This is a genomic window from Actinocorallia aurantiaca (genome assembly GCF_039533685.1).
In the GTDB taxonomy this organism is placed as follows: Bacteria; Actinomycetota; Actinomycetes; order Streptosporangiales; family Streptosporangiaceae; genus Actinocorallia; species Actinocorallia aurantiaca.
The window spans coordinates 95,642-117,124 of the sequence record NZ_BAAATZ010000006.1 but is presented as its reverse complement, the minus strand read 5'-3'; the positions used below and the strand labels follow the sequence as shown (position 1 = coordinate 117,124).

Annotated in this window: 21 protein-coding genes; 12 read left to right on the top strand and 9 right to left on the bottom strand. The window is 69.4% G+C overall.

All coding sequences use genetic code 11. The features are described 5' to 3' along the window. The first annotated feature begins 108 nt into the window (after positions 1-108). The 6 genes from ABD327_RS37440 (at position 109) to ABD327_RS07365 (ending at position 5,495) form a co-directional block, all read left to right on the top strand. A complete protein-coding gene (locus tag ABD327_RS37440) occupies positions 109-690 on the top strand; it encodes a transposase domain-containing protein (RefSeq protein WP_425547078.1) in 582 nt (193 codons plus the stop codon). A gap of 131 nt (positions 691-821) precedes the next feature. Then, positions 822-1,370 (top strand): RICIN domain-containing protein, encoded by a 549-nt coding sequence (locus tag ABD327_RS07385; RefSeq protein ID WP_344449450.1) that lies wholly within the window; start codon positions 822-824, stop codon positions 1,368-1,370. 89 nt (positions 1,371-1,459) lie between these two features. Further along, positions 1,460-2,365, top strand: coding sequence for a hypothetical protein (locus ABD327_RS07380; protein ID WP_344449449.1), 906 nt, complete (start codon positions 1,460-1,462; stop codon positions 2,363-2,365). A 66-nt stretch (positions 2,366-2,431) separates the two neighbouring features. Continuing rightward, positions 2,432-3,568, top strand: coding sequence for an efflux RND transporter periplasmic adaptor subunit (locus ABD327_RS07375; RefSeq protein ID WP_344449448.1), 1,137 nt, complete (start codon positions 2,432-2,434; stop codon positions 3,566-3,568). Next, positions 3,565-4,257: an ABC transporter ATP-binding protein gene (locus ABD327_RS07370; RefSeq protein ID WP_344449447.1), complete on the top strand. Its 693-nt coding sequence runs from the start codon at positions 3,565-3,567 to the stop codon at positions 4,255-4,257. The genes ABD327_RS07375 and ABD327_RS07370 overlap by 4 nt, the downstream gene beginning before the upstream one ends. Then, complete coding sequence (locus ABD327_RS07365; RefSeq protein WP_344449446.1) at positions 4,254-5,495, top strand: ABC transporter permease; 1,242 nt, start codon at positions 4,254-4,256, stop codon at positions 5,493-5,495. Before ABD327_RS07370 ends, ABD327_RS07365 begins: the two co-directional genes overlap by 4 nt. A gap of 79 nt (positions 5,496-5,574) precedes the next feature. On the opposite strand, the gene ABD327_RS07360 is transcribed toward ABD327_RS07365, so the two are convergent. The 4 genes from ABD327_RS07360 to ABD327_RS07345 all read right to left on the bottom strand — a co-directional run bounded on the left by ABD327_RS07360 (position 5,575) and on the right by ABD327_RS07345 (position 10,222). Then, the gene (locus ABD327_RS07360) at positions 5,575-6,663 is read right to left on the bottom strand and encodes a prenyltransferase/squalene oxidase repeat-containing protein (RefSeq protein WP_344449445.1); all 1,089 of its coding nucleotides are present in this window, start codon (positions 6,661-6,663) and stop codon (positions 5,575-5,577) included. Next, entirely contained in the window at positions 6,653-7,378 is a 726-nt protein-coding gene (locus ABD327_RS07355; RefSeq protein WP_344450098.1) for a class I SAM-dependent methyltransferase, read from the bottom strand. Before ABD327_RS07355 ends, ABD327_RS07360 begins: the two co-directional genes overlap by 11 nt. A 178-nt stretch (positions 7,379-7,556) precedes the next feature. Further along, positions 7,557-8,801 (bottom strand): glycosyltransferase family 4 protein, encoded by a 1,245-nt coding sequence (locus tag ABD327_RS07350; protein WP_344449444.1) that lies wholly within the window; start codon positions 8,799-8,801, stop codon positions 7,557-7,559. Between the two features lie 182 nt (positions 8,802-8,983). After that, on the bottom strand, positions 8,984-10,222 hold the full coding sequence (locus ABD327_RS07345) for a cytochrome P450 (RefSeq protein ID WP_344449443.1): 1,239 nt from the start codon (positions 10,220-10,222) through the stop codon (positions 8,984-8,986). 273 nt (positions 10,223-10,495) lie between these two features. Between ABD327_RS07345 and ABD327_RS07340 the strand changes: the two genes are divergently transcribed. Continuing rightward, positions 10,496-11,521 carry an NAD-dependent epimerase/dehydratase family protein gene (locus ABD327_RS07340; protein ID WP_344449442.1) on the top strand — a complete coding sequence of 342 codons (1,026 nt, stop codon included), beginning with the start codon at positions 10,496-10,498 and terminating at the stop codon, positions 11,519-11,521. On the opposite strand, the gene ABD327_RS07335 is transcribed toward ABD327_RS07340, so the two are convergent. The 3 genes from ABD327_RS07335 to ABD327_RS07325 form a co-directional block, all read right to left on the bottom strand. Then, positions 11,509-12,519, bottom strand: a complete 1,011-nt coding sequence (locus ABD327_RS07335) for an MBL fold metallo-hydrolase (protein ID WP_344449441.1) — start codon at positions 12,517-12,519, stop codon at positions 11,509-11,511. The two genes, ABD327_RS07340 and ABD327_RS07335, sit on opposite strands and share 13 nt — an antisense overlap. A gap of 62 nt (positions 12,520-12,581) precedes the next feature. Beyond that, positions 12,582-13,736 carry a steroid 3-ketoacyl-CoA thiolase gene (locus tag ABD327_RS07330; RefSeq protein ID WP_344449440.1) on the bottom strand — a complete coding sequence of 385 codons (1,155 nt, stop codon included), beginning with the start codon at positions 13,734-13,736 and terminating at the stop codon, positions 12,582-12,584. Positions 13,737-13,837: 101 nt separating this feature from the next. Next, positions 13,838-14,998 carry a cytochrome P450 gene (locus tag ABD327_RS07325; RefSeq protein ID WP_344449439.1) on the bottom strand — a complete coding sequence of 387 codons (1,161 nt, stop codon included), beginning with the start codon at positions 14,996-14,998 and terminating at the stop codon, positions 13,838-13,840. 147 nt (positions 14,999-15,145) lie between these two features. Between ABD327_RS07325 and ABD327_RS07320 the strand changes: the two genes are divergently transcribed. The 5 genes from ABD327_RS07320 (at position 15,146) to ABD327_RS07300 (ending at position 20,590) form a co-directional block, all read left to right on the top strand. After that, positions 15,146-16,126 carry a 3-oxoacyl-ACP synthase III family protein gene (locus ABD327_RS07320; RefSeq protein WP_344449437.1) on the top strand — a complete coding sequence of 327 codons (981 nt, stop codon included), beginning with the start codon at positions 15,146-15,148 and terminating at the stop codon, positions 16,124-16,126. Between the two features lie 13 nt (positions 16,127-16,139). Then, positions 16,140-16,874: a glycosyltransferase family 2 protein gene (locus ABD327_RS07315; protein ID WP_344449436.1), complete on the top strand. Its 735-nt coding sequence runs from the start codon at positions 16,140-16,142 to the stop codon at positions 16,872-16,874. Beyond that, entirely contained in the window at positions 16,871-18,025 is a 1,155-nt protein-coding gene (locus ABD327_RS07310; protein WP_344449435.1) for a cytochrome P450, read from the top strand. Before ABD327_RS07315 ends, ABD327_RS07310 begins: the two co-directional genes overlap by 4 nt. Continuing rightward, the gene (locus ABD327_RS07305) at positions 18,022-19,587 is read left to right on the top strand and encodes a class I adenylate-forming enzyme family protein (RefSeq protein ID WP_344449434.1); all 1,566 of its coding nucleotides are present in this window, start codon (positions 18,022-18,024) and stop codon (positions 19,585-19,587) included. Before ABD327_RS07310 ends, ABD327_RS07305 begins: the two co-directional genes overlap by 4 nt. Positions 19,588-19,666: 79 nt before the next feature. Beyond that, complete coding sequence (locus ABD327_RS07300) at positions 19,667-20,590, top strand: NAD-dependent epimerase/dehydratase family protein (protein ID WP_344449433.1); 924 nt, start codon at positions 19,667-19,669, stop codon at positions 20,588-20,590. Here ABD327_RS07300 and ABD327_RS07295 read toward each other — a convergent pair. Next, entirely contained in the window at positions 20,545-20,874 is a 330-nt protein-coding gene (locus tag ABD327_RS07295) for a DUF397 domain-containing protein (protein ID WP_344449432.1), read from the bottom strand. The genes ABD327_RS07300 and ABD327_RS07295 overlap by 46 nt on opposite strands. Before the next feature lie 16 nt (positions 20,875-20,890). After that, on the bottom strand, positions 20,891-21,472 hold the full coding sequence (locus ABD327_RS07290) for a TetR family transcriptional regulator (RefSeq protein WP_344449431.1): 582 nt from the start codon (positions 21,470-21,472) through the stop codon (positions 20,891-20,893). Positions 21,473-21,483 lie beyond the last annotated feature (11 nt).

Below are 21,483 nucleotides of genomic sequence, written 5' to 3'. Positions count from 1 at the left end.
CCCGAGGGGCATCCAAAAAGGATCTTGCTCAGGGTATGATGATTCGAATTTTGTGGCTTATTTACTTTATGTCCTTATTTGGGTGGTTTTGATGAGGAGCGATGGTGGGTGAACCTGGAGGCGCTGGTACTTCGGCTGTTCCTGAATGCTCTTCCGCCTCGTCAGCTGATCCGGATCGTGGCTGAAACAGGTAGTCAGGGTCGGCGGAACCGTTCACTTCCGGGATGGCTGACCGCTTACTGTGTGCTGACTGCATCCCTGTTGCCCCACTTGCCCTATAGGCAAGTAGCCGGATTGCTCTGGGAAGAGTTCAGGGAGCGTCCGATTCGGGGGGCAGAGTGGAATCCAGGACCTGTACCGACGGCCTCTGCCATCGTTCGCGCCCGGTTGCGACTGGGAACGGACCCGTTGGCGTCCCTCCTTCAGGAGCTGTCCCACGCTCGATCGAACGGCGAGTTGACTTTGCTGACATCTGGAGAGGGGGATGGGCCGGTCCGAACGGAAAATTCGGTTGAGGAGAAGGTCTTCCTCATAGGTCATGTCGTTGGTCCGGAGGCCGGGACGAGCGTTGATTCGTACGGTTCGGGTCTGCTCTGCTTTCGCTCACGTAATCCGTTGCTGGTTGAGCAGGAAATTTATGCCTACCGGTGTATACGGGTCTTGGTGTCATCGGGTCACAGTGCGTTGTGAGATGGTTTTCCTCTAAGTCAACCAGTGATTTTTTGGCCGTTTGTCAAAGAGTGATTCCAGGTGATTCTCTTCCTAGGTCACAGTGAGGACCATCGGAAAGAGGTTGTGGTTTGCGGAGTCTCCTCAAGGCGGTGACGAAGCTGGTCGGCTGTACTGTCGCCGGGTTCGTCGGTGTCACTATGCTTGCGTCGGCTGCGCATGCTGACGGCATCGCGTCATACCGAAACCAGGGAAGTTCTTACTACAACAGTGCGGGAACGCTGGTATATCGCTACACGTCCCCGGCCGGTGAAAGCGTTTCCAACGGAAGTCGTTTGGCACTGAGGAAGGGCGTGCACGCTTCACACTTCTTCTTCATTTTCACAAGTACGGGAACGCCGTCGGAGTACCGGTTCCAGAACTACGTCACGGACTGGGCTACCTCCAACGCGGACAAGGCGATGCTCGATGTCTCCGGTAGCGGCACCGCCGACGGGACTTGGGCTGACCACTGGCAGTACAACGGTGGAGCGAACCAGCGCTGGAAATACATCGATGCCGGCAGCGGTTGGTACACCCTCCGGCCACAGCACACCAGTAACCGGTGTCTCGACCGTGAGAATGCAAATGAGGGGGCTCAGCTCTACATCTGGACCTGCAATTCGACCAATCCTCAGAAATGGCAGCACTACTACTGGTAGAGAGCACAGTGCAGATCGAGGTGCGACCGCGTCGGTGCGGTCGCACCTCGATCTGTGGTTTCGGTCCAAGAACTGAGTGTGGAGGTCTGGTGAACAAGAGATTTGCTGCGGTCCTGGTGGCCTGCGTGTCCCTCGGGCTGAGTGGCTGCGGTGGAGGCTCCGACGTTTCGGGCTCAGTAGAGGACGACGGGTCGGAACCCGCAGTGGAGGCCGCTCCGGTCGTTCGGAGCGAGGCTGAGGTGCTCCTGCCGCTCGACGCCTATATGACGCCTGACGTCGAGATGCCGGTGCTCTATCGGGCTCTCAACAAGTTGGAGCGGCAGTGTCTTGCCGGACTTGGCATCACTGACCCCGGAGCGGTGACGAAGATCAGCCCGCCGTCGGGTCATCACGACCTCATCTATCTCGATGAGGCGGTCGTCAAAAGATACGGTTATCGGCAGCCCTACGATTTCGTGCCCTACGAGGACGCCGCCTACCGAAAGGCGAAGAAACCGGCGGCCGAGGGAGAACTGGAGGCTCTCGACGGAAGTGTCGCGAGCGTCAACGGAAAATCTGTGCCCAAGGGAGGCTGCCGGTCCTGGGCCAGTGATCAGATCATCTCTCCACCGCTGGAATTCGATGCCACGGACCTGGCCGTGTCGGTTTCCGAACGGGTGAACGTGGACAGCCGGGTGAAGAAGGCTACCGGCTCCTGGATCGCCTGCATGAACGGAGCCGGATACAGCTACAAGAACCCCATGGATCCAGCGAACTTCGAGCGGTGGGGGCAGTCTGGACCAGGGGACAAGCGGGACTATCCACTGACCAAGAAGGAGATCGAGACGGGGCTTCACGATGTCGCGTGCCGAAAGGAGAGCGGGCTCTACACGGTCTGGCTTCAGGTGCGCATCGCCTACGAGAAGCGTTTGGTGGCGGCGAACGAGGAGCGTCTGGTCGAATCGAAGCGCGTGCTCGACGGCTGGATGCAGAAGGCCAAAGCAGTCGCGGGCTGATCGATGGCGAACGATGACACGAGAGTGATGGCGGCGCAGCGGAGGCGGCGCCGCCTGCTCACCGGTGTGGTGGCGGTGGCCCTTCTCAGCAGCGGAGTCGGGTTCGCCGCGGCCCGTTGGATCAAATCTCCGGCGCAGCAGGCAGCCGACGCGGGAGAACCGCCGACGACCCTGCTCACGGCCAAGGTCGAGCGGCGGGTACTGACCACGACCATCGTGCTGCGAGGACAGGTCGCGCCCAGTCGGACGCTCGATGTCTCGTTGGGCGCTCTCTCGGAGGGAGCCGCGGTGATCACCCGACTGCCGGTCAAGATCGGCCGATCGGTGAAACGTGGGACGGTGGTGGCGGAGGTCTCCGGACGTCCGATCATCGTGCTGCCAGGGAAGATCGTGGCCTACCGGGATCTGAGGTTCGGTGCGCGGGGGCCCGATGTGGTGCAGCTTCAGGCGGCGTTGAGGTCCATCGGCTACTCGGTCGCCGACCCGCGGGGCGAATTGGGCCCCGGTACCTCGACGGCGATCGGGAGGCTCTATGTCGACCGGGGATATACCGCGGTCTTCACTGAGGAAACCCGGAAGTGCGCGAAGCCCAAAACCGTCTGCAAGCCGAAAACCGTCAAACGCCCCTACCTGCCTGTAGGGGAGGTCTCCTATACGTCAGCCTTCCCGGTGCGGGTGAGCGCGATCAGAGGGAAGTTCGGGCAGCGTGCCGAAGGCGTCATCCTGCAGTTGGCCACGAGTGACCTGCGCGTCCGCAGCTCACTGAGCCCGGCCGACCGGGACCTGGTCCGGGTGGGAAGACCCGTCGAGATCTTCTCGGAATCCGCAGGACGCGGGGTGAAGGGAAAGATCTCGGCGATAGGTGAGCTTCCGTCCGCGGCCGCCTCTCTGGATGAACAGGCGGGAGAGACAGGTCCCAGCGGCCATCCGATCACCGTGTCCGGGAACATCCCGCAGAGCCTCGCGGGACAGGACGTCCGGCTCACCATCATCGCCGGACGCACGGACAGCCCGGTCCTCGTGGTCCCCGCATCCGCCCTGTACGGCACGACCGCGGGCACCAGTCAGGTGATCAAGGTCGGAGAAGGCGGCGGACGGGAGCGGATCGACGTGACGATCGGCGCGTCCAGCGGTGGCTTCATGGAGGTCAGGCCGAGCGGCGACGTACTCCGCGAGGGTGATTCGGTCGTGATCGGGAAATGACGCCCGTCATCGAGTTCGCCGGAGTGGCCAGGACCTACCCCGGTCCGCCCGCGGTGCACGCCTTCAAATCCTGTGACCTGGTGGTGAACCGGGGCGAGTACGTGACGGTGATCGGCCCGTCCGGGTCCGGCAAGTCGACGTTCCTCAACCTCGTCGGCCTGCTCGACCGGCCCTCGGACGGGGTCTTCCGTCTCGACGGAATCGACACCGGCTCTCTGACCGAGCGCAGGCGCACCGCGCTGCGCGGGCATCGGATCGGATTCGTCTTCCAGTCGTTCCACCTGCTCCAGCACCGCTCCGCGGTGGAGAACGCGGCGTTGGCCCTTCTCTATACGGGAACGTCACGCCGTCGGCGTCGTGCTCTGGCGGTGGAGACGCTGCAGCGGGTCGGCTTGGGGCATCGGCTGCACAGTCCCGCCGGTCTGCTCTCCGGCGGCGAGCGCCAGCGCGTCGCCATCGCCCGAGCGCTGCTGGGCGAACCGAGCCTGCTTCTGTGCGACGAGCCGACCGGGAACCTCGACAGCACGACGGCGGAGAACATCCTCGGACTGCTCGATGAGCTCCACCAAGACGGGATGACCCTCCTGGTGGTCACGCATGACGCACAGGTGGCGGCGAGAGCCGAGCGGACCCTCGTCATCAAGGACGGCGTCCTGAACGAGCAGAGGCCGAACGGGGTACTTCGGTGAGTTTCCGGAAGGTCCCGGAGCCCGAGCACCTGCCGTCCATTCGGCTGCGTTTCGTCGACCTCTTCGGGGAGGCGCTCAGCGCGATCCTCGCCAGGCCCGGACGGGCGGGGCTGACCGTTCTGGGGACCGTACTGGGCATCGCGGCCTTCGTGGCGGTCCTCGGCCTCACCGCGACGGCCAGTGGCCAGATCGACAAACATTTCTCGGCCTTGACAGCGACAGAGATCACCATTGAGGACGCCCCTGTCGATCCCGCGGTCGCGGGACAGGGCTTTCCGGAGGACGCGGAGGCGAAGGCCAAGAGCATCATCGGAGTACGAGAGGCCGGTCTGTACTTTTCGACCGATGTGGGGAGAGTGAGCGGGCAGCCGTACCACCTAGCGAGGGACGTGCGGCTCGACGCGGCAGTCTTGGGTGCTTCGCCCGGCTACCTTCATGCCGCGCATGCCCGGGTGAGCACAGGCCGCCTGTTCGACTCCCTGCTCCGGTCACGGGGTGAACGGGTGGCGGTCATCGGCCGCGGGCTGGCCGCCGAGCTGGGGATCGGCAGGCTGGACGCCCAGCAGGCGATCTTCCTGGACGGTACGCCGTTCACGGTGATCGGTGTCGTCGCCGAGGTCGACCGGGATCCGGCGATCCTCAAATCGGTGATCGTGCCCGATGTCACCGCACGGAAGGAGTGGGGCACGTCCGTCACCAACACCCAAGGCGTGCGGATGCTGGTCGACACCGACCTGGGGGCCGCGCAGGCGGTCGGGCGGCAGCTCCCGGTCGCGCTCCGTCCGGACCAGCCCGAGCGGTTCAGGGTCAAGGTCCCACCGGATCCGAGGTTCCTGAAAGGCGAGGTCTCCGGCGAGCTCAACGGTCTGTTCCTGGCGCTGGCCGGGCTGTGCCTGATCGTCGGCGCGGCCGGCATCGCGAACACGATTTTCGTCTCCGTCCTGGAGCGGATCGGGGAGATCGGCCTGAGGCGCGCGCTCGGCGCCGGCCGCCGTCAGATCGCGGCGCAGTTCCTGGCGGAGTCGGCGGCGCTCGGATTCCTGGGTGGACTGATCGGCATGAGCGTCGGCGTCTGCACCGTGGTGGGCGTCGCCTACTTCCAGCAGTGGACCCCCGTTCTCGAACCGCTGACGGTCCTGCCCAGCCCGCTGGCCGGCGCGCTGGTGGGCCTGATTGCGGGCTTGGTCCCCTCCTGGCGAGCGGGGCTCATCGAACCCGTCGAGGCCCTGCGGCGCTGAGTACCGCGTAGAAGCCCCGGAGAGCGTTCTCCGAGGCTTCTACGGCGTCTTCGGACCAGCCACGGGCCGCGATCCCGCGTCAGGTGCGGGCGGGGACGTGGGCGCAGCCGCAGGCGGTGGGGTCGGACGGGGCCGAGGGGCCCAGGGGGCGGTCCGCTATCTCCTTGAAGATGCGGGAGGCGGGGGTGGTGCCGGCAAGGGCGTCGGCGGCCAGGATGACGGCGGCGGCCGTGTAGGTGGAGCGGTCCCCGGGGAAGTGGCGCTGGTCGCGGAACTGCCAGCCGGTCCAGTAGGAGCCGTCCTCGTGACGCAGGAACTGGATCTCGCGGAACACGGTCAGGGCCCGGGGGTCGCCGACGGCGTCCAGGGCCATGACGAGCTCGCAGGTCTCGGCGCCGGTCACCCACGGCTGGTCCGAGACGCAGCGGCAGCCCATCCCGGGCACCACGAAGGTGTCCCACTGCGCGTCCAGGAGGGCGGCGGCCTGACCGCCTCGGACCGCTCCACCCAGGATCGGGTAGTACCAGTCCATGGACCAGCGGGACTTGTCGGCGAACGCCTCCGGGTGGTGGGCGATCACGTGGCCGAGCTGGTCGGCGGACAGCTCCCAGTCCGGCTGGGGGTCGCCGAAGCGCTCGGCCAGCGCCACCGCGCAGCGCAGGCCCTGGTAGATCGAGGAGCAGCCGGTGAGGAGCGACTCCTCGCCGACCGTGCCGTCCTCGTACCTGATCCACTTGATGTCGCCGCGGTCGGTCTGCAGGCCCAGCACGTAGTCGATCGCCCGGCGGACGGTCGGCCACATGCCCCGCACGTACTCCTCGTCGCCGGTGATGAGGAGCTCGTGCCACATGCCGACCGCGATGTAGGCGGCGTGGTTGGACTCGCCGCCGGTCTCGGTGACCTTCTCGGACTCCCACTTGGCGGGCCAGGAGCCGTCGGGGCGCTGCTGGTCGCGCAGCCACGCGTAGGCCCGGCGCGCGGGCTCGGTGAGCCCGGCGACGGTCAGGGCCATGGCGGCCTCGATGTGGTTCCAGGCGTCGACGTGCCCCGCCGGGTAGCCGTCGAACTCGGCGTACCAGGGGATGGCCCCGGAGGGGTACTGCTGGCGGGCGATGGACAGGGCCGTCGCCCGGACCTGCTCGGGCGTGAGGATCGGATCAGCCTGCATAGGAGGGTTTGGTGAGGTAGACGACGACGCTCTTTCCGACGAACGGGTTGAGCAGCTGCTCGGCCAGCCGGGTGGCCAGGGGCCGCTTCATGATGTCCCACACCAGGATCTGGTGGTAGGCCTTCACCAGCGGGTGGTCGTTCTCCTCGAGCCCCACGGCGCACTTGATCCACCAGTAGGCGGAGTGCAGGCCGTGCGCGTGGTGGTGGCCGTCGATCCGGAAGCCGATCGCCTTGAGCTTGGCCTCCAGCTCGGCGCGCGTGTAGATGCGCACGTGGCCGCCGGGCGCGGTGTGGTAGGCCTCGGAGAGCAGCCAGCAGATGCGCTCGGGCAGCCAGGAGGGGACGGTCACCGCGACCTGCCCGCCGGGCTTGAGCACCCGGAACAGCTCCTTCATGGCCTGCATGTCGTTCGGGATGTGCTCCATCACCTCGGCGGCGATGACCTTGTCGAAGGTGTCGTCCTCGAACGGCAGGTCCAGCGCGTCGCCGACGACGGTCTCGGCCGAGGAGCCCTCGGGGGCCTCGCCCTCCAGCTCCATCGCGCCGAACATCGACTGGACGGTCTTGAGCTCCTCGGCGTCCATGTCGAACGCGGTGACCCGGGCGCCGCGCCGGTACAGCTCGAAGGCGTGCCGTCCGCCGCCGCAGCCCATGTCGAGCACGCGTTCCCCCACGGAGATGGGGAACCGCTGCTGGAAGTCAACGGTAAGCAGAGGGGGGCTCCTTCCACGGGCGGCCTGTGCGGGGCCGCGGTTTCACGGGTCTGGGGGGGTCGTCCCCCGGTCTCGGCCGGGTTCGGCCGACCGCGGTGAGACGAGGATCGGCCGGATGCTTCTCGGGGGTCCGGGGTCGCTTCCCGGTTTCGGCCGGGGTCGCCCCCCGGCCAGAGGGTCAGCGCGCGGTCCTGATCGCCGACCGGTAGTGCTCGACGGTCGCGATGGCGACCGCCTTCCAGGTGTAGCGCTCCTGGACGCGCCGGTAGCCGGCCTCGCCGAGGCGGGCCCGCTCCTCGGGGGAGTCGTGCAGCCGCTTGATCGTGGCCGCGAGGTCCTCGGCGTCACCGGGCTTGACCAGCGCCGCGGCGTCGCCGACCACCTCGGGCAGGGCTCCGGCGGCGCTCGCCACCAGGGGGGTGCCCGAGGCCATGTGCTCGACGGCGGGGAGGGAGAACCCCTCGTAGCGGGACGGCACGACCGCGATCTCGGCGGAGGCCAGCAGCTCGCCCAGCTCCTCGTCGGAGATGCCGGAGACGAACTTCACCTTGTCGCCGAGCGCGAGCTCCTTGATCAGCTTGACGATCGGCCCGTCCTTGCGCGGCTTGCTGACGACGATCAGGTGCACGTCCCGCTCGGTGGCGATCTTGGCGACGGCGTGCAGCAGCACGTCCACGCCCTTGAGCGGGGAGTCGGCGCTGGCCATCGCCACGATCCGGCCGGGCACGCGCTCGCCGCGCGGGTGGAAGATCTCGGTCTCGACGCCCAGCGGCAGGATGTGGATCCGCGACGCGTCGGTCTTGAAGTCCTTGACGATGTCCCGCTTGGAGGAGCTGGAGACGGTCAGGATGCGGCCGATCCGGGCGGAGACGAACGCCTGCATCCGGACGAAGCCGTACCACCGGCGCTTGCCGAGGTTCTGCTTGATGCCCTTGGCCGCGTCGATCTCGATCTGGCGGTCCTGGCTGATGGGGTGGTGGATGCTGGTGACCAGCGGCATCAGCTTCGGGATGCCGAGGTTGCCCAGGCCGAGCACCTGGTTGTCGTGGACGACGTCGAAGTCGCCGCGGCGCTTCTTGAGTTCCCGCAGGACCCGCAGGCTGAAGGTCAGCGGTTCGGGGAACCCGCCGGTGCGCATGTGCAGCCACTCCAGGACGTCGATCCAGTCGCGGAACTCGCTCGGGGAGGGGTTCCGGAAGGGGTCGTCGTCGTTGTAGAGGTCGAGGCTGGGCACCTTGGTCAGCCGGATCTCGTCACGGTCCAGCACCGGGTAGGGCTGTCCGGAGAAGATCTCCACGTCGTGCCCGAGGTCGACCAGTTCCCGGCTCAGGTGCCGCAGGTAGACGCCCTGGCCGCCGCAGTGGGGTTTGCTCCGGTAGGAAAGCAGTGCGATCCGCAGTTGCTGCTCGGCCTCAGCGCTCACGCCCACCTCTTAGAAATTCGCACCTGATCGGTACAAGTTGTACTGGATGTCTGACTGTAGCCTGCTCATGTTACCCATCGGTTCCATGGGTCCCGGTTACGTTTCTTTGACAGAAGATGCCGTTCATGGCGATGGCGGGCCATCAGTGACGGCCCGCCATGAACCACTCGGAAAGGGACGTGCTACCGGCGCGGGGTCGGCGTGAACCGGACCGGGATCTCCTTGTAGCCGTTCACGAAGTTCGACCGCAGCCGCCGGACCTCGCCGTCGAGGCGGATGTCGGGCATCCGGTCGACCAGCGCGCCGAACAGGATCGTCAGGTTCAGCCGGGCCAGGTGGGTGCCCAGGCAGAAGTGCGGGCCGCCGCCGCCGAACCCGATGTGGCCGCTCTGGTCCCGGGCGACGTCGAAGGTGAACGGGTCCGCGAAGACGTCCTCGTCCCGGTTGCCCGAGGGGTAGAACATGACGACCTTGTCGCCCGCCTTGATCGTCTTGCCGCGCAGCTCGACGTCCTGGAGGGCGGTGCGGCGGAACAGGTTGAGCGGGCTGGTCCAGCGGACGATCTCCTCGGCCGCGGTCGGCATCAGCTCGGGGTTCGCCTTGAGCCGCTCCCACTGGTCGGGGTGCTCGAAGAAGGCCAGGATGCCGCCGGCCGTCGCGGTCCGCGTGGTCTCGTTGCCGGCGATGATCAGCATCAGGATGAACAGGTTGAACTCGTCGTCCGTCAGCAGGTTGCCCTCGTCGTCGGGCTGCAGCAGCTTGGTCGCGATGTCCCCGCGCGGGTTGGCGCGCCGGTCCTCGGCGATCTGCTGGGCGTACATGTAGATCTCGGCCGCGGCGGTCTGCGCCACGGTCAGCCCGTCGCCCTGCAGTTCGGGGTCGTCGAAGCCGACCAGTTGGTTGGACTTCTCGAACAGGAAGTCCGCGTCCTCGATCGGGGCGCCGATGAGTTCGCAGATCGTCTGCAGCGGCAGCGGCGCGGCCAGGTCGCGGACGAACTCCGCCTGCCCCTTCTCGCACACCTGGTCGATCAGCGAGTGGGTGATGTCCTCGATGTGCCCGCGCAGCTGGGCGATCATCCGGGGGGTGAAGCCGCGGTTGACGTAGGACCGCTGCCGGGTGTGCTGAGGCGGGTCCATGAAGAGCATCATCTGCTGCTGGAGCGCCAGGTCCTCGTCGGAGTACTCCGAGAACATCGAGGTGCGGGCCGCGGCGGAGAACAGCTCCGGGTGGCGGGAGACGAAGATGATGTCCTCGTGCTTGGTGATCGCCCAGAAACCGGGTACCCCTTCGTTGGGGTCGTAGTGCCAGTGCACGGGGTCGTTCTTGCGCAGCCAGGTGAACTGCTCGTGCGGAGTCCCGCTCCGCTCGTACTGGTCGAGGGAGATGATGTCGATCTTGGGAATGTCAGGGGCGGACATACCGGTCTCCTCGTGCTGCTGGCTTCGGGTGAGGGGTGGCACAGCCCTGGCGATCTAGCGCTTGCTTGGTGTCGTGCCTCCCTTTCAGTCAATAGTGAGACTCCAGTCTCGTCAAGAGTCTCATTCGCGGAAGTGATGTGTGTCGCACTTCACTCTCCCGGCGCATGACCATGCGCCCTCCGGGGAAGCCCATTGCCGAGCAAGCGATTGCTACACCCTGGTAGCAAGCACTTGCTACGATTCTCGGGCCCCTCGCGCCGAAAGAGAGAGCCCATGCGGATCCTGGTCACCGGAGCGTCCGGATTCATCGGCTCCCACACCGTCGCCGCGCTGGTGGAGAGCGGCCACCGGCCCAGACTGCTGGTGCGGAACACCGAGGCCGCGAGCGCGGTGCTCGCCGGAGTGAAGGTGGACTCCGGGCAGGTGGACTTCGCCCCGGGGGACATGCGCGACGCCGAGGCCGTCGGCGCGGCCCTGGACGGTTGCGACGCGGTCGTGCACGCCGCCGCCGTCATCGGCGTCACCGGCAAGCCCGGAGAGCAGATCCTCTCCGGCAACGTGGAGGGCACCCGCAACGTCGTCGGCGGGGCGGTGGAGCGGGGGATCTCCCGGATCGTCTACCTGTCGAGCATGACGGTGTTCATGCCGACGGACCAGCCGGTGATCACCGGCGACTCCCCGCTGTCACGGCAGCGCACCGAGTACGGGCGCTCGAAGCTCGAGGCCGAGCGGTACGTGCGGGGCTTGCAGAACGAGGGCGCGCCCATCACGACCTTCTACCCGGGCGGGGTCTGCGGCCCGGCCCAGTCCACCCTGAAGGAGCTCAACGAGGGCATCGCGGCCGGGCTGGGACAGGTGTGGGTGATGCCCAAGGGCGCCGGCGTCTCCGTCCTGGACGTCCGGGATCTGGCCGAGGCGATCCTGCGGACGGTGCGCGCGCCCGGCGCCCCGCGCCGCTGGATGCTGGGCGGCCACCACCTCGGCTGGTCCGAACTGGCCGACCTGTGCGACGCGCTCACCGGGGTGCCGTGCAAGCGCATGGTCGTGCCCGGCGGGCTGCTGCTGGCCGCGGGGAGCCTGCTGGACCTGGCGAAGAGGGTGCGCCGCTTCGACTTCCCGCTCACCCGCGACGCCGCCGAGATGATGGTGTCCCTGCCCCGGACGGACGACCGCGAGCCGCTGGCCGAACTGGACCTGAAGCCGCGCCCGCCGGAGGAGACCCTCGCCGACATCCTGCGGTGGATGGCGGCCGAGGGGCATCTCGATCCGGCCAGGGCCGGAGCCCTCTACAGCGTGTAGCTCAGCGGGTAGCCGCCGGTGCGGCGGGCCAGGCCGCGGTTCTCCAGGGTGCGCAGGTGGGCGGCGGTCTCGCCGATGGCCAGGTGGTGGCTGATCGGCGCCATCTTGTCCCACGCGTAGCTCCACACGCAGCGGGTCGCGATCGTCCAGAGCGTCTGGGGCTCGGTGCCCAGCAGGCCGCGGACCTCGGCCAGCCGCTCCTCGTGGTGCTCGATGATCTCCTTGGACCGGCGGGAGACGCCGTTGAAGGTGTACTGGTGGGCCGGCATCGCGTCCTCGACGCCCATCTCGGCGGTGCGCCGCAGGGACTCCATGTAGCCGCCCAGCGGGTCCACGTCGGGCCGGTCGTAGGGGTAGAGGCCGACGTGCGGAGTGATCTCCGGCAGGACGTGGTCGCCGGTGAACAGCAGGTCCCGCTCCTCCAGGTGCAGACAGATGTGGCCGGGGGAGTGGCCGGGGGTCCAGATCGTGCGCAGCGCGCGGCCCGGCAGGTCGATGAGGTCGCCGTCCTCCAGCAGCCGGTCGGGCGCGGCGGGCGGGTCGGGGCGGCCGTCGTTCTCGCGGATCGCGGCCTGCTGCTCGGGGGAGGCGCCCGCCCGGGCGAGCCAGTCGCCGAGGTTCTCCCCGGAAGGGGACTCCATGTCCTCGCGCATCCGCTGGATGAGTTCGGCGTCGGCGCGGTGCATGGCGACCCAGGCGCCCGAACGCTCCCGGATCCGTCCCGCAAGGCCGGCGTGGTCGGGGTGCATGTGGGTGACGACGACCCCGTAGACGTCCTCCACGCCCATGCCGATACCGCCGAGCCCCTCCTTCAGCGCCTTCCAGGACGCGGGGTGCTCCCACCCGGCGTCGATGAGCACAGGGCCCCGTTCGCTCTCCAGGACGTAGACCAGGGTCCGGCCCAGGGGGTTGCCCGGAATCGGTACGGGAACGCTCCACAGGCCGCCGCCGTGGTCGGTGGCGGTGGTGCTGCCGGCGCTGCTGGGACTTTCGGCCACGCGGTACTCCTTGAACTGGTGGAACGGGCCGGGGGCGGAGCGCCCCCGGCGGCGGTGTCACGTCAGACGCGTTCCAGGATGGTGGCCGTGGAGAGGGCTCCACCGCAGCACATGGTGACGAGGGCGGTCCCGGCGTCGCGCCGCTCGAGCTCGTGCAGGGCGGTGGTGATGAGCCGCGCTCCGGTAGCGCCGACCGGGTGGCCGAGGGCGATGGCCCCGCCGTTGACGTTGACCCGGTCCATGTCGGGCTGGTGCACCGAGGCCCAGGACAGGACGACGGAGGCGAAGGCCTCGTTGATCTCGACGAGGTCGATGTCGCCGATGCTCATCCCGGTGTTGTCGAGCACCTTCCGGGTCGACTGGACGGGGCCGTCCAGGTGGTAGTACGGCTCTCCGCCGACCAGCGCCTGGGTCTTGATGACGGCGCGGGGCCTGAGGCCGAGCTGCCGGGCCTTCTCCTCGGACATGAGCAGCACGGCCGAGGCGCCGTCGGAGATCTGGGAGCTGCTGCCGGCGGTGTGCCGGTTGAGCACCGGCTTGAGCTTGGACAGCCCTTCCAGGGTCGTCTCGCGCAGGCCCTGGTCGCGGGTGACGGTGAGGGTCTCGCCGGTCGGGTTCCCCTCCTTGTCGATCTGCGGGACGTCCTCGACGGGGACGATCTCGCGGTCGAAGCGGCCGTCGGCCCAGGCCTCGGCGGCGAGCCTCTGGGAGCGCAGGCCGAAGGCGTCGAGGTCCTCGCGGGTCAGCCCGCGCCGGTCGGCGATGCGCTCGGCGGCCTCGAACTGGTTGGGCATGTCCAGCGACCAGTCCTCGGGGCGGGGGTTGGCGGGCAGGACGTTGCTGCCCAGCGGGGCACGGCTCATCACCTCGACGCCGCAGCCGATGGCGACGTCCACGACCCCGGCCTCGATCATCGCGGCGGCCAGGCCCACGCTCTGCTGGGCCGAGCCGCACTGGGCGTCGATGGTGGTGACGCCGGTCTGCCAGGGCAGGCCCGCGTACAGCCAGGCGTAGCGGCCGATGTGGCCGCCCTGCTCCCCGGCCTGGGTGACGCAGCCGGCGAAGACCTGCCCGACCTCGGCGGCGTCGATCCCGGCCCTGTCGACGAGGGCCTTGAGGGTGTGGCCGAGCAGGGCCTGCGCCTTCATCCCGGCGAGCCATCCTCCGCGCTTGCCCTGCGCGGTGCGCACCGCTTCCACGATCACCGGCCGACCCATGGCGACTCCTCGATGGGGGGTTCTAGAACAACATTCAAGAATGTAACGCTTTCTCGTCCGCAGGGGCATGGCCGGGTCTCATTCTGCGGAACGGGGCTCCGTCACCCCGGCCGCACGATGAGCGACCGGTAGGCCGGGACGAGCACCCGCCGCGCCGGTTCCCGGGAGACGATCCGCCACGGCCGCCCGGCCTCCGACAGGGTCTCCAGCATGCGCATCACCTGGGTGCGGGCCACCGCCGCGCCCAGGCACAGGTGGCGTCCCGCGCCGAACCACAGCTGCCGGGTGTCGGGGATGTAGTCGCGGGTGATGTCGAAGGGGCCCGCTCCGTTGTTGGCCCGGTAGGTGAGGACCATCACCCTTTCGCCGCGCCGCAGCCGCTTGCCCGAGACGGTCACGTCGCCGGCGACGTGGCGGCCGATCACCGGTGCGGGGGTGGACACCCGCAGCCCCTCCCGGACGGCGTTGGGCATCAGCGAGGGGTCCTCCAGCAGGAGCCGGTGCTGGCCGCTGTCGTGCAGCAGGGCGACGGTGCGGGAGGTGCCGGACGCGCCCGTCTCGGTGCCGGCGATCGCCAGCAGGGTGGCCAGGCCCCGGCTGAGGTCGAGGCTGAAGCCCATCTCCCGGCAGCGTCCCAGGACGGTGTCGTGGCCGGCGGTGGCGTAGGCGTCGGGGACGGCCGCCGTCAGCCGCCCGGCCAGCGCCTCGGCCTCCTCGATCTTGTGCCGGGGCAGTTCGGTGGAGGAGGTGGTGCCCAGCGCGAGGGAGGCCAGGCGCTCCCCGACGGAGAACAGCTCCGCGTACGCGTCGTCCCGGGATCCGAGTTTCAGGCCGAGCAGGTCGGCGACGAGCCGTCCGGCCAGCACCCGGGTCTCGGCCGCCAGGTCCACGTCCTCTCCGGCGGACAGGCGTTCGGTGAGCCTCCGGTAGTGCGCGCCCTGGGCGCGTTCGACGAGTTCGGCGGCGGCCTGCTCGGTGAACAGGTCGCGGGCGGCGGTCCTGACCTTCGTGTGGGTGGCGCCGTCGAACAGGTCCGCCATCTCCGGGCCGAACAGCTGGCCCCACATGTGCCCGACGCCGCCCTCTCCGCTCATGCTGAAGTTCCCGTGGTCGTTGAGGACCCGGCGGGCCAGCACCGGGTCGGTGACGAGCCAGCCGACGCGGGGGACGCGGCCGATCGGGGGAGCGAGGAGGGAGGCGCGCAGCAGGGCGTAGAGCCAGGGGTTGCCCCGGCGCAGAAGGCGCGCCTCATGGCGGTTCATTCGGTGGACTCCCGGAGGTGTGGCAATCATCAGCTGACATCTGTGATGATGGCGCGACAATTCATGGCGAATATGAGTACTTTCCCCTAAACCGGACTGAGTATCGGTGCTCATCCGGATCACGGGGCGACGAGACAGGCTGGGCGCATGAGAGCAAGGATCGCGGGGGTCGCCGCCTATCTCCCGGAGCGGACCGTCACGAGTGCCGAGGTCGAGGCGCGGATCGGCCCCTACCGGCCCCACCCCACGATCGTCGAGCGCATGACCGGAATCCGGAGCCGGCACGTGCTGCGCGACGACCAGCAGGCGTCCGATCTCGCGGTGGAAGCGGCGGCGAAACTGCTCGCGGAGGCGGGCGAGGAACCCGATCTCCTGATCTTCGGTTCGGCCTCACAAGATCTTATAGAGCCGGCCACCGCGCACATAGTCGCGGCGAAACTCGGACTCACGTGCCCCGTCTTCGACGTGAAGAACGCCTGCAATTCCTTCCTCAACGGCATGCAGATCGCCGACGCGCTCATTCGCACCGGGCAGTACCGGCGGGTGCTGGTCTGCAGCGGGGAGACGCCCTCCCGGGCGACCCGCTGGGAGGTCCGCGACCGCACGCAGTTCGTCGACGCCTTCGCCGGCTACACGCTGTCGGACGGCGGCGCGGCGATGCTGCTGGAGGCCGCGCCGGCGGGGCTGTTCGAGTTCCGCTTCGACGCCGTCTCGTCCGCCTGGCGGATCGGGACGCTGCCCGCCGGCGGCTCGATGCACCCCCGCGACCCCGAGTACTCCTACTTCTCCGGCGACGGCCGCAAGCTCAAGGACGCCTTCCTCGGCAAGGGGCCCGAGCTGTGGCTGGACGCCCTGGACCGGCACGGGCTCACCTGGGAGGACTTCGCGGTCGTCCTCGTCCACCAGGTCACGCTGCCCTACCTGGAGATCATGCGGACGGTCCTCGGCATCCCCGCCGACCGGCTCGTCGTGACCCTGCCCGAACACGGCAACGTCGCCTCGGCGTCGATGCCGCTCCAACTGGCCACCGCCGTCGCCGAGGGGCGGCTCGCCCCCGGAGACAAGATCGCCTTCGTGGGGCTGGCGGGCGGGGTCAGCCTCGGCGTCGCCTTCGCCGAGTGGTCCTGAGAGCGGAGAGTCCTTGAACCTCTGGGTGGTCATCCCCGCCTACAACGAGGAGAAGTCGATCGGTGCGACGCTGAAGCGGCTCGCGCAGCAGACCGACCGCGACTTCACCCTCCTGGTGGTGGACAACGACAGCACCGACGGGACGGCCGAGGTCGTGCGCTCCTTCCCGGACGTGCGCCTCATCTCCGAACCGCAGAAGGGCACCGGCGCCGCCTCGGACACCGGTTTCCGGCACGCCGTCCTCAACGGGGCCACGCACATCGCCCGCACCGACGCCGACTGCCTGCCCGACGACGGCTGGACGGAGGCCGTCCGGGCGGGATTCGCGGACGGGCTGCGCATGGTCAGCGGCCCGCTGCGCCCCCGCACCGACGAGTTCCCGCTGAAGTTCTGGGAACGCCGTCTCCTCCCGGCGGTCGTCCGGACCGCCGCGACGTTCGGGCGGTTCCGGCCCGGCAACCGCGACGCGGCCTACCTGGGCCCGTACGTGATGATGCCCGGCTGCAACATGGCCATCACCGCCGAGCTGTACGAGAAGGCCGACGGGTTCCCGCGCACCCGGATCGAGGACGTCCACGAGGACCGCGCCCTGGTCAACCGGGTGCGGAAGCTGACCCCGGAGTACGGGCTGCGCAAGGACATGATCGTCTACGGGTCGGTGCGGAGGCTGCGCGCCTACGGCCTGGCCGGCACGCTCGGCTGGTACGCCGACCACCGCTACACCCCCGAAGTGGTCGACATCCGGTGAGGGACTGGGAACGCCGCCTCTACCTGACCGCGCACCCCTTCGCCTACCCGCTGCTGCGCGGCCTGGCCCGGATCGGGCCGGTCGTGCGGGTGCCCGGCGTCGGGGTCGTCGTCAACGACGCCGCGCACGCCCGGTCGGTGCTGCTGGACGGCGAGGCCTTCCGCAAGGACGGTCCGGGCTCGCCCGGCGACCTGTGGACCCCGATCCTCGGCCCGTCCGTGCTGCTCAACATGGAGGGCGAGGCGCACCGGGCGCTGCGCCGCAAGCTCACCGAGCTGTTCACTCCCGCCTCCACCACCGCGCTGTGCGCCCGGGTCCTGGACGCCCCGCTCAAGGACCTGGCCGGACGGCTGGAGCGAGGCGAGGCCGTCGACCTCGTCGACGCCATGCGGGTCATGGCGGGCGCGGTGATCTGCGAGGTCATCGGCCTGCCCGACATCGACGAGGCCGCCTGCCGGGAGATGTTCGAGCGCGGCGAGCGGATCGTGGCCATGGTCAAGCTGCGCACCCGCACCCTGAACCCCGCGCAGGTCGCCCGCGCCCGCGAGGTCCTCGACCCGATCGGGGACATCGCGGCCCGAGCCTTCCGGCGCGGCGACGAGACGACGGTCATGGGCCGGATGCGGGCGCTGGGCCTGTCGGAGGAGGAGGCCGGGGGAGCGGCCGGGGCGTTCTTCCTCACCGGCACCGAGACCGTCGCCACGCTCGTCCCCCGGCTGGTCGCGTTGCTGCACGACACCGGGGAACTGGAGCGGGTCGCCGCCGACCCGTCCCTGCTGGACCCGGCGATCGACGAGGCCATGCGCGTCACCACGCCCACGCCCGTCATGCTGCGCAGCGTCCACGCCGAGACGCGGATCGGCGCGGTGACGGTGCGGCCGGGGGACCGGGTGCTGATCGCCACCCACAACTGCTGCCGCGCGCTCGGCCCGTTCGCGCTGGACGGCGCCCCCGGCAAGGCCGAACTGCGGCGGCTGTGGTTCGGCGCGGGCCCCCACTTCTGCATCGGCTACCCGCTGGCCCTGGCGGAGATCCGGGCCGTGGCCGAGACGGTGCTGCGCCACGCCCCTGTACGGGTCGTCTCCCGCCGGGCCGCGCGGGGCGTGCTGATCCCCACCTACGCCGAACTCACCATCCAGAAGGCGGCATGAGCCTCGTCACGAATCTGCTCGACCAGGCGGAACGCACGCCGGGGGAGATCGCCCTCATCGCGGGGGACGGCGCCGCGCTGACCTACGGGGAACTGCGCCGCCAGGTGCTCGCGGTGCGCGACGGGTTCCTCTCGGCGGGGCTGGAGCCGGGGGACGGCGTGCTGTTCTCCGTCCGGCCCTCCCCGCAGTCGCTCGTCCTGGCGCTCGGCGTGGTCGCGGCGCGGGGCGTCGTGGTCTTCGCCGACCCGGGAGCCGGACCGGAGATGTTCGAGGCGCGGCTGCGTCTGGCCGCTCCGCGCTGGTCCGCAGCAGAGTCACTGCTGTACGCCGCGAGCAGGGTCGGTCCCGTGCGTTCCTTCGCACGACGCAAGGGGCTGCTGCTGCCGAACCTCTCCGAGTTGCCGTTGCAGCACGTCTACACGGGGCGGTGGCTACCCGGCGTACCGCGCGGCGCGCACGCCCTGAAGGACTGGCTCCGCGCCTCGCCGGACCGGAGTGCGACTGCGGAAACCGGCGCGGCTCGGGCGACCGGAGCGAGGGGAGGATCGTCCGAACCGGCTCTCGGGGATCCGGGGGTCGCTCCCCAGGAGGGTCCGGACGCGCCCGCCGTCGTCATCTTCACCTCTGGGACGACCTCCGCGCCCCGCGCCGTCGTCCACACCCAGGCCTCGCTGGCGGCCGGGCTGGAGCTGTTCCGTTCGCGGGTTCCCCTGGGTCCCGGGGATGTGGTGCACACCGACCAGCTGATGCTCGGCCTCCCCACGTTGATCGCGGGGGCGTGCTGGTCGATGCCGCGGCTGTTCTGCCCGCCGGAGGAGTTCCTGGAGCAACTGGAGGAACGGAAGGCCACCCACACTTTCTGCGTCCCGGTGCATCTCGCGGAGATCCTGGACGCCGCGGAAGACGGCCTGCCCCCTGGCCTGCGCCATGTCCTGCTGGGCGCCGCCCCCGCCCCGGCCGGGATCCTGCGCCGCGCCGTGGCCGCCGCCCCCGGAGCCGAGGTGCTTTCGGTCTACGCGATGACCGAGATCGTCCCGGTGGCCGTCGCCTCCGCGCAGGAGAAACTCGGCCATGAGGGCGGCGGGGATCTCCTGGGGGAGCCGCTGCCGGGCGTCTCGGCGCGGATCGCCGAGGACGGCGAGCTGTTCCTGGGCGGCCCCAACCTCTGCAAGGGCTACCTGGGCGAACCCGACCACACCGAACTGGCCACCGGTGATCTGGCCCGAGTGGAGGACGGACGCCTGGTGCTGCTCGGCCGCAAGAAGGACATGTTGATCCGGGGCAAATTCAACCTCTACCCCGGTCTGTACGAGCCGGCCATCACCGCTCTGGACGGGGTGCGCGAGGCCGCCATCGTGGGGATCCCCCACCCCGAGACGGGGGACGAGGAGGTCGTCCTCGCCGTGGTGGGGACCGTCCCGGAGGCCGAGCTGCACCGCAGGCTGCGCGGGATCCTCGACGCCGAGGCGCTGCCCGACCGCGTCGCGTACCTGCCGGAACTCCCCCTCTCCGGCCGGGGCCGGAAACTCGACCGGGCTGAACTGCGCAGGCTCCTCGCTTAGTGCGACAATCCCGGGTGACCCTTGCGAAGAGGGAATTCCGGGTGGATTTTCAGGTGAGAGAAGTGAGGCCGGAGTGCGGGTGGCGGTGACGGGGGCTTCGGGCTTCGTCGGAGGCGCGGTCTGCCGGGAGCTGGCCGCGCGGGGGGCGCGGGTGTACGCCTACGGGCGGCGCGAGACCGTCGCACCCGAGCACATCGGAAAAGCGCCCTACCGGTCCTGGGACCTCAGAAGCGGGCCGCTGACGGACGCGCCGCGCGTGGACGTGGTGGTGCACTGCGCGGGGAGCGTCACCGACTGGGGGCCGATCGGGGAGTTCTTCGCCGTCAACCTGGACGGAACCAAGAGCGTGCTGGCGACGTTCCCCGGCACCCGCTTCGTCCATGTCAGCACCGCGAGCGTCTACGACCCCGAGAAGCCGACGGTCATGGCCACCGAGGACCAGGCCCCTGTGCGGCGGTACGTCAACGCCTACGGCGCGTCCAAGGCCGCGGCGGAACGGGCCGTCCTGAACTCGGGCGTGGAGAGCGTCATCCTGCGCCCGCACGCCGTCTACGGGCCGGGCGACACCACGCTGCTGCCGCGCGTGCTGTCCTCGCTCCGGGGGCCGGCGCTGATCGCCGTCGGGACCGGGCGCCAGCTCGTCAGCCTGACCGGCGTCGGGAACCTCGTCCAGGCCTGCCTGCTGGCCTGCGAGACGGACGTGACGGGCGTCTACAACGTCACCGACGCCGAGCCGCTGGAACTCGACGCCGCCCTGGCGATGATCCTTGCCGAGCGCGGCATCACGGCCCGCCGGGTGTACCTGCCGCTCAAGCCCGTCCTGCCGGTGGCCGCCGCCGTCGAGGGCGCCTTCCTGCTGGCGGGAAGCAGGAAGCCGCCGAGGCTGACCCGGTACGCGCTGGGCCACCTGGCGGTGGAGCGCACCCTGGACCTCTCGGCGGCCCGCAGGTTCCTGGGCTACAGGCCGCTTCCGACGTCGTTCGCCGGCGCCTCCTCCTGGTAGTCCCCCTCGGGAGGGTCTTCCAGCAGATCGTCGAACTCGCCGTCCTTGACACCCAGGACGAAGGCGTCCCACTCGCCCTGGGTGAAGTACAGGACGGGCCCGTCGGGCTCCTTGGCGTCCTTCATCACGATGGCCTGCTCGCCGGGCAGGAAGATCTTGTTGTCCTGGCGGATCTCGTCGGGTACTTCCTCGGCCGGGATGAACTCGATGATCACGCCGTCGTCGCCGTCACCGTAGATCTCGGTGCGGCGTGCCGGCGGCTCTTCAATGGAGTGTTCGCGCACGCCGCCAGCGTAACCGTCAGAAGTCGGCGAGTAGGCGGTTCGCCGCCATTTCCAGCCGGCCCTGGATCTCCTCGGGGGTGGCGCGGCCGCGCAGGAGGTCGATCATCTCCATGACCCAGACGCTGTTGAGCGAGCGGACCAGGGCGCGCTGCTCCTCGGTGGCGGTGTCCGCCACGCCCATCACCCGCAGGATGATCCCCGTCATCCTGCCGTGGAAGTCGATGTTCACGTCGGACAGCATCAGCGCGCGGGTCAGCGCGTCGGCCAGCTCCGGCTCGCGGGCCAGCCCCCGGGTCGCGCGCATGAGCAGCTCGGCGGCGCGGGCGGCGCCGCCGGAGACGCCGGGCGGGCGGCGCTCCATGCTTTTTTCCATCAGGTCGAGCTCTTCGCCGACCACGGCGACGACCAGGTCCATCTTGGACGGGAAGTAGCGGTAGAGGGTGCCCAGGGCGACCCCCGCCCGCTCGGCCACGGTGCGCATCTGCATGGCCTCCACCCCGCCCCGCGAGGCGAGGGCCGCCGCGGCCTGCACGATGCGCTTGCGGCGCTGGTGCTGGCTGCGGGAGCGGGTCGGCGAATCGGTCTGCTCTGCGGTCATCGTGGTCCCTG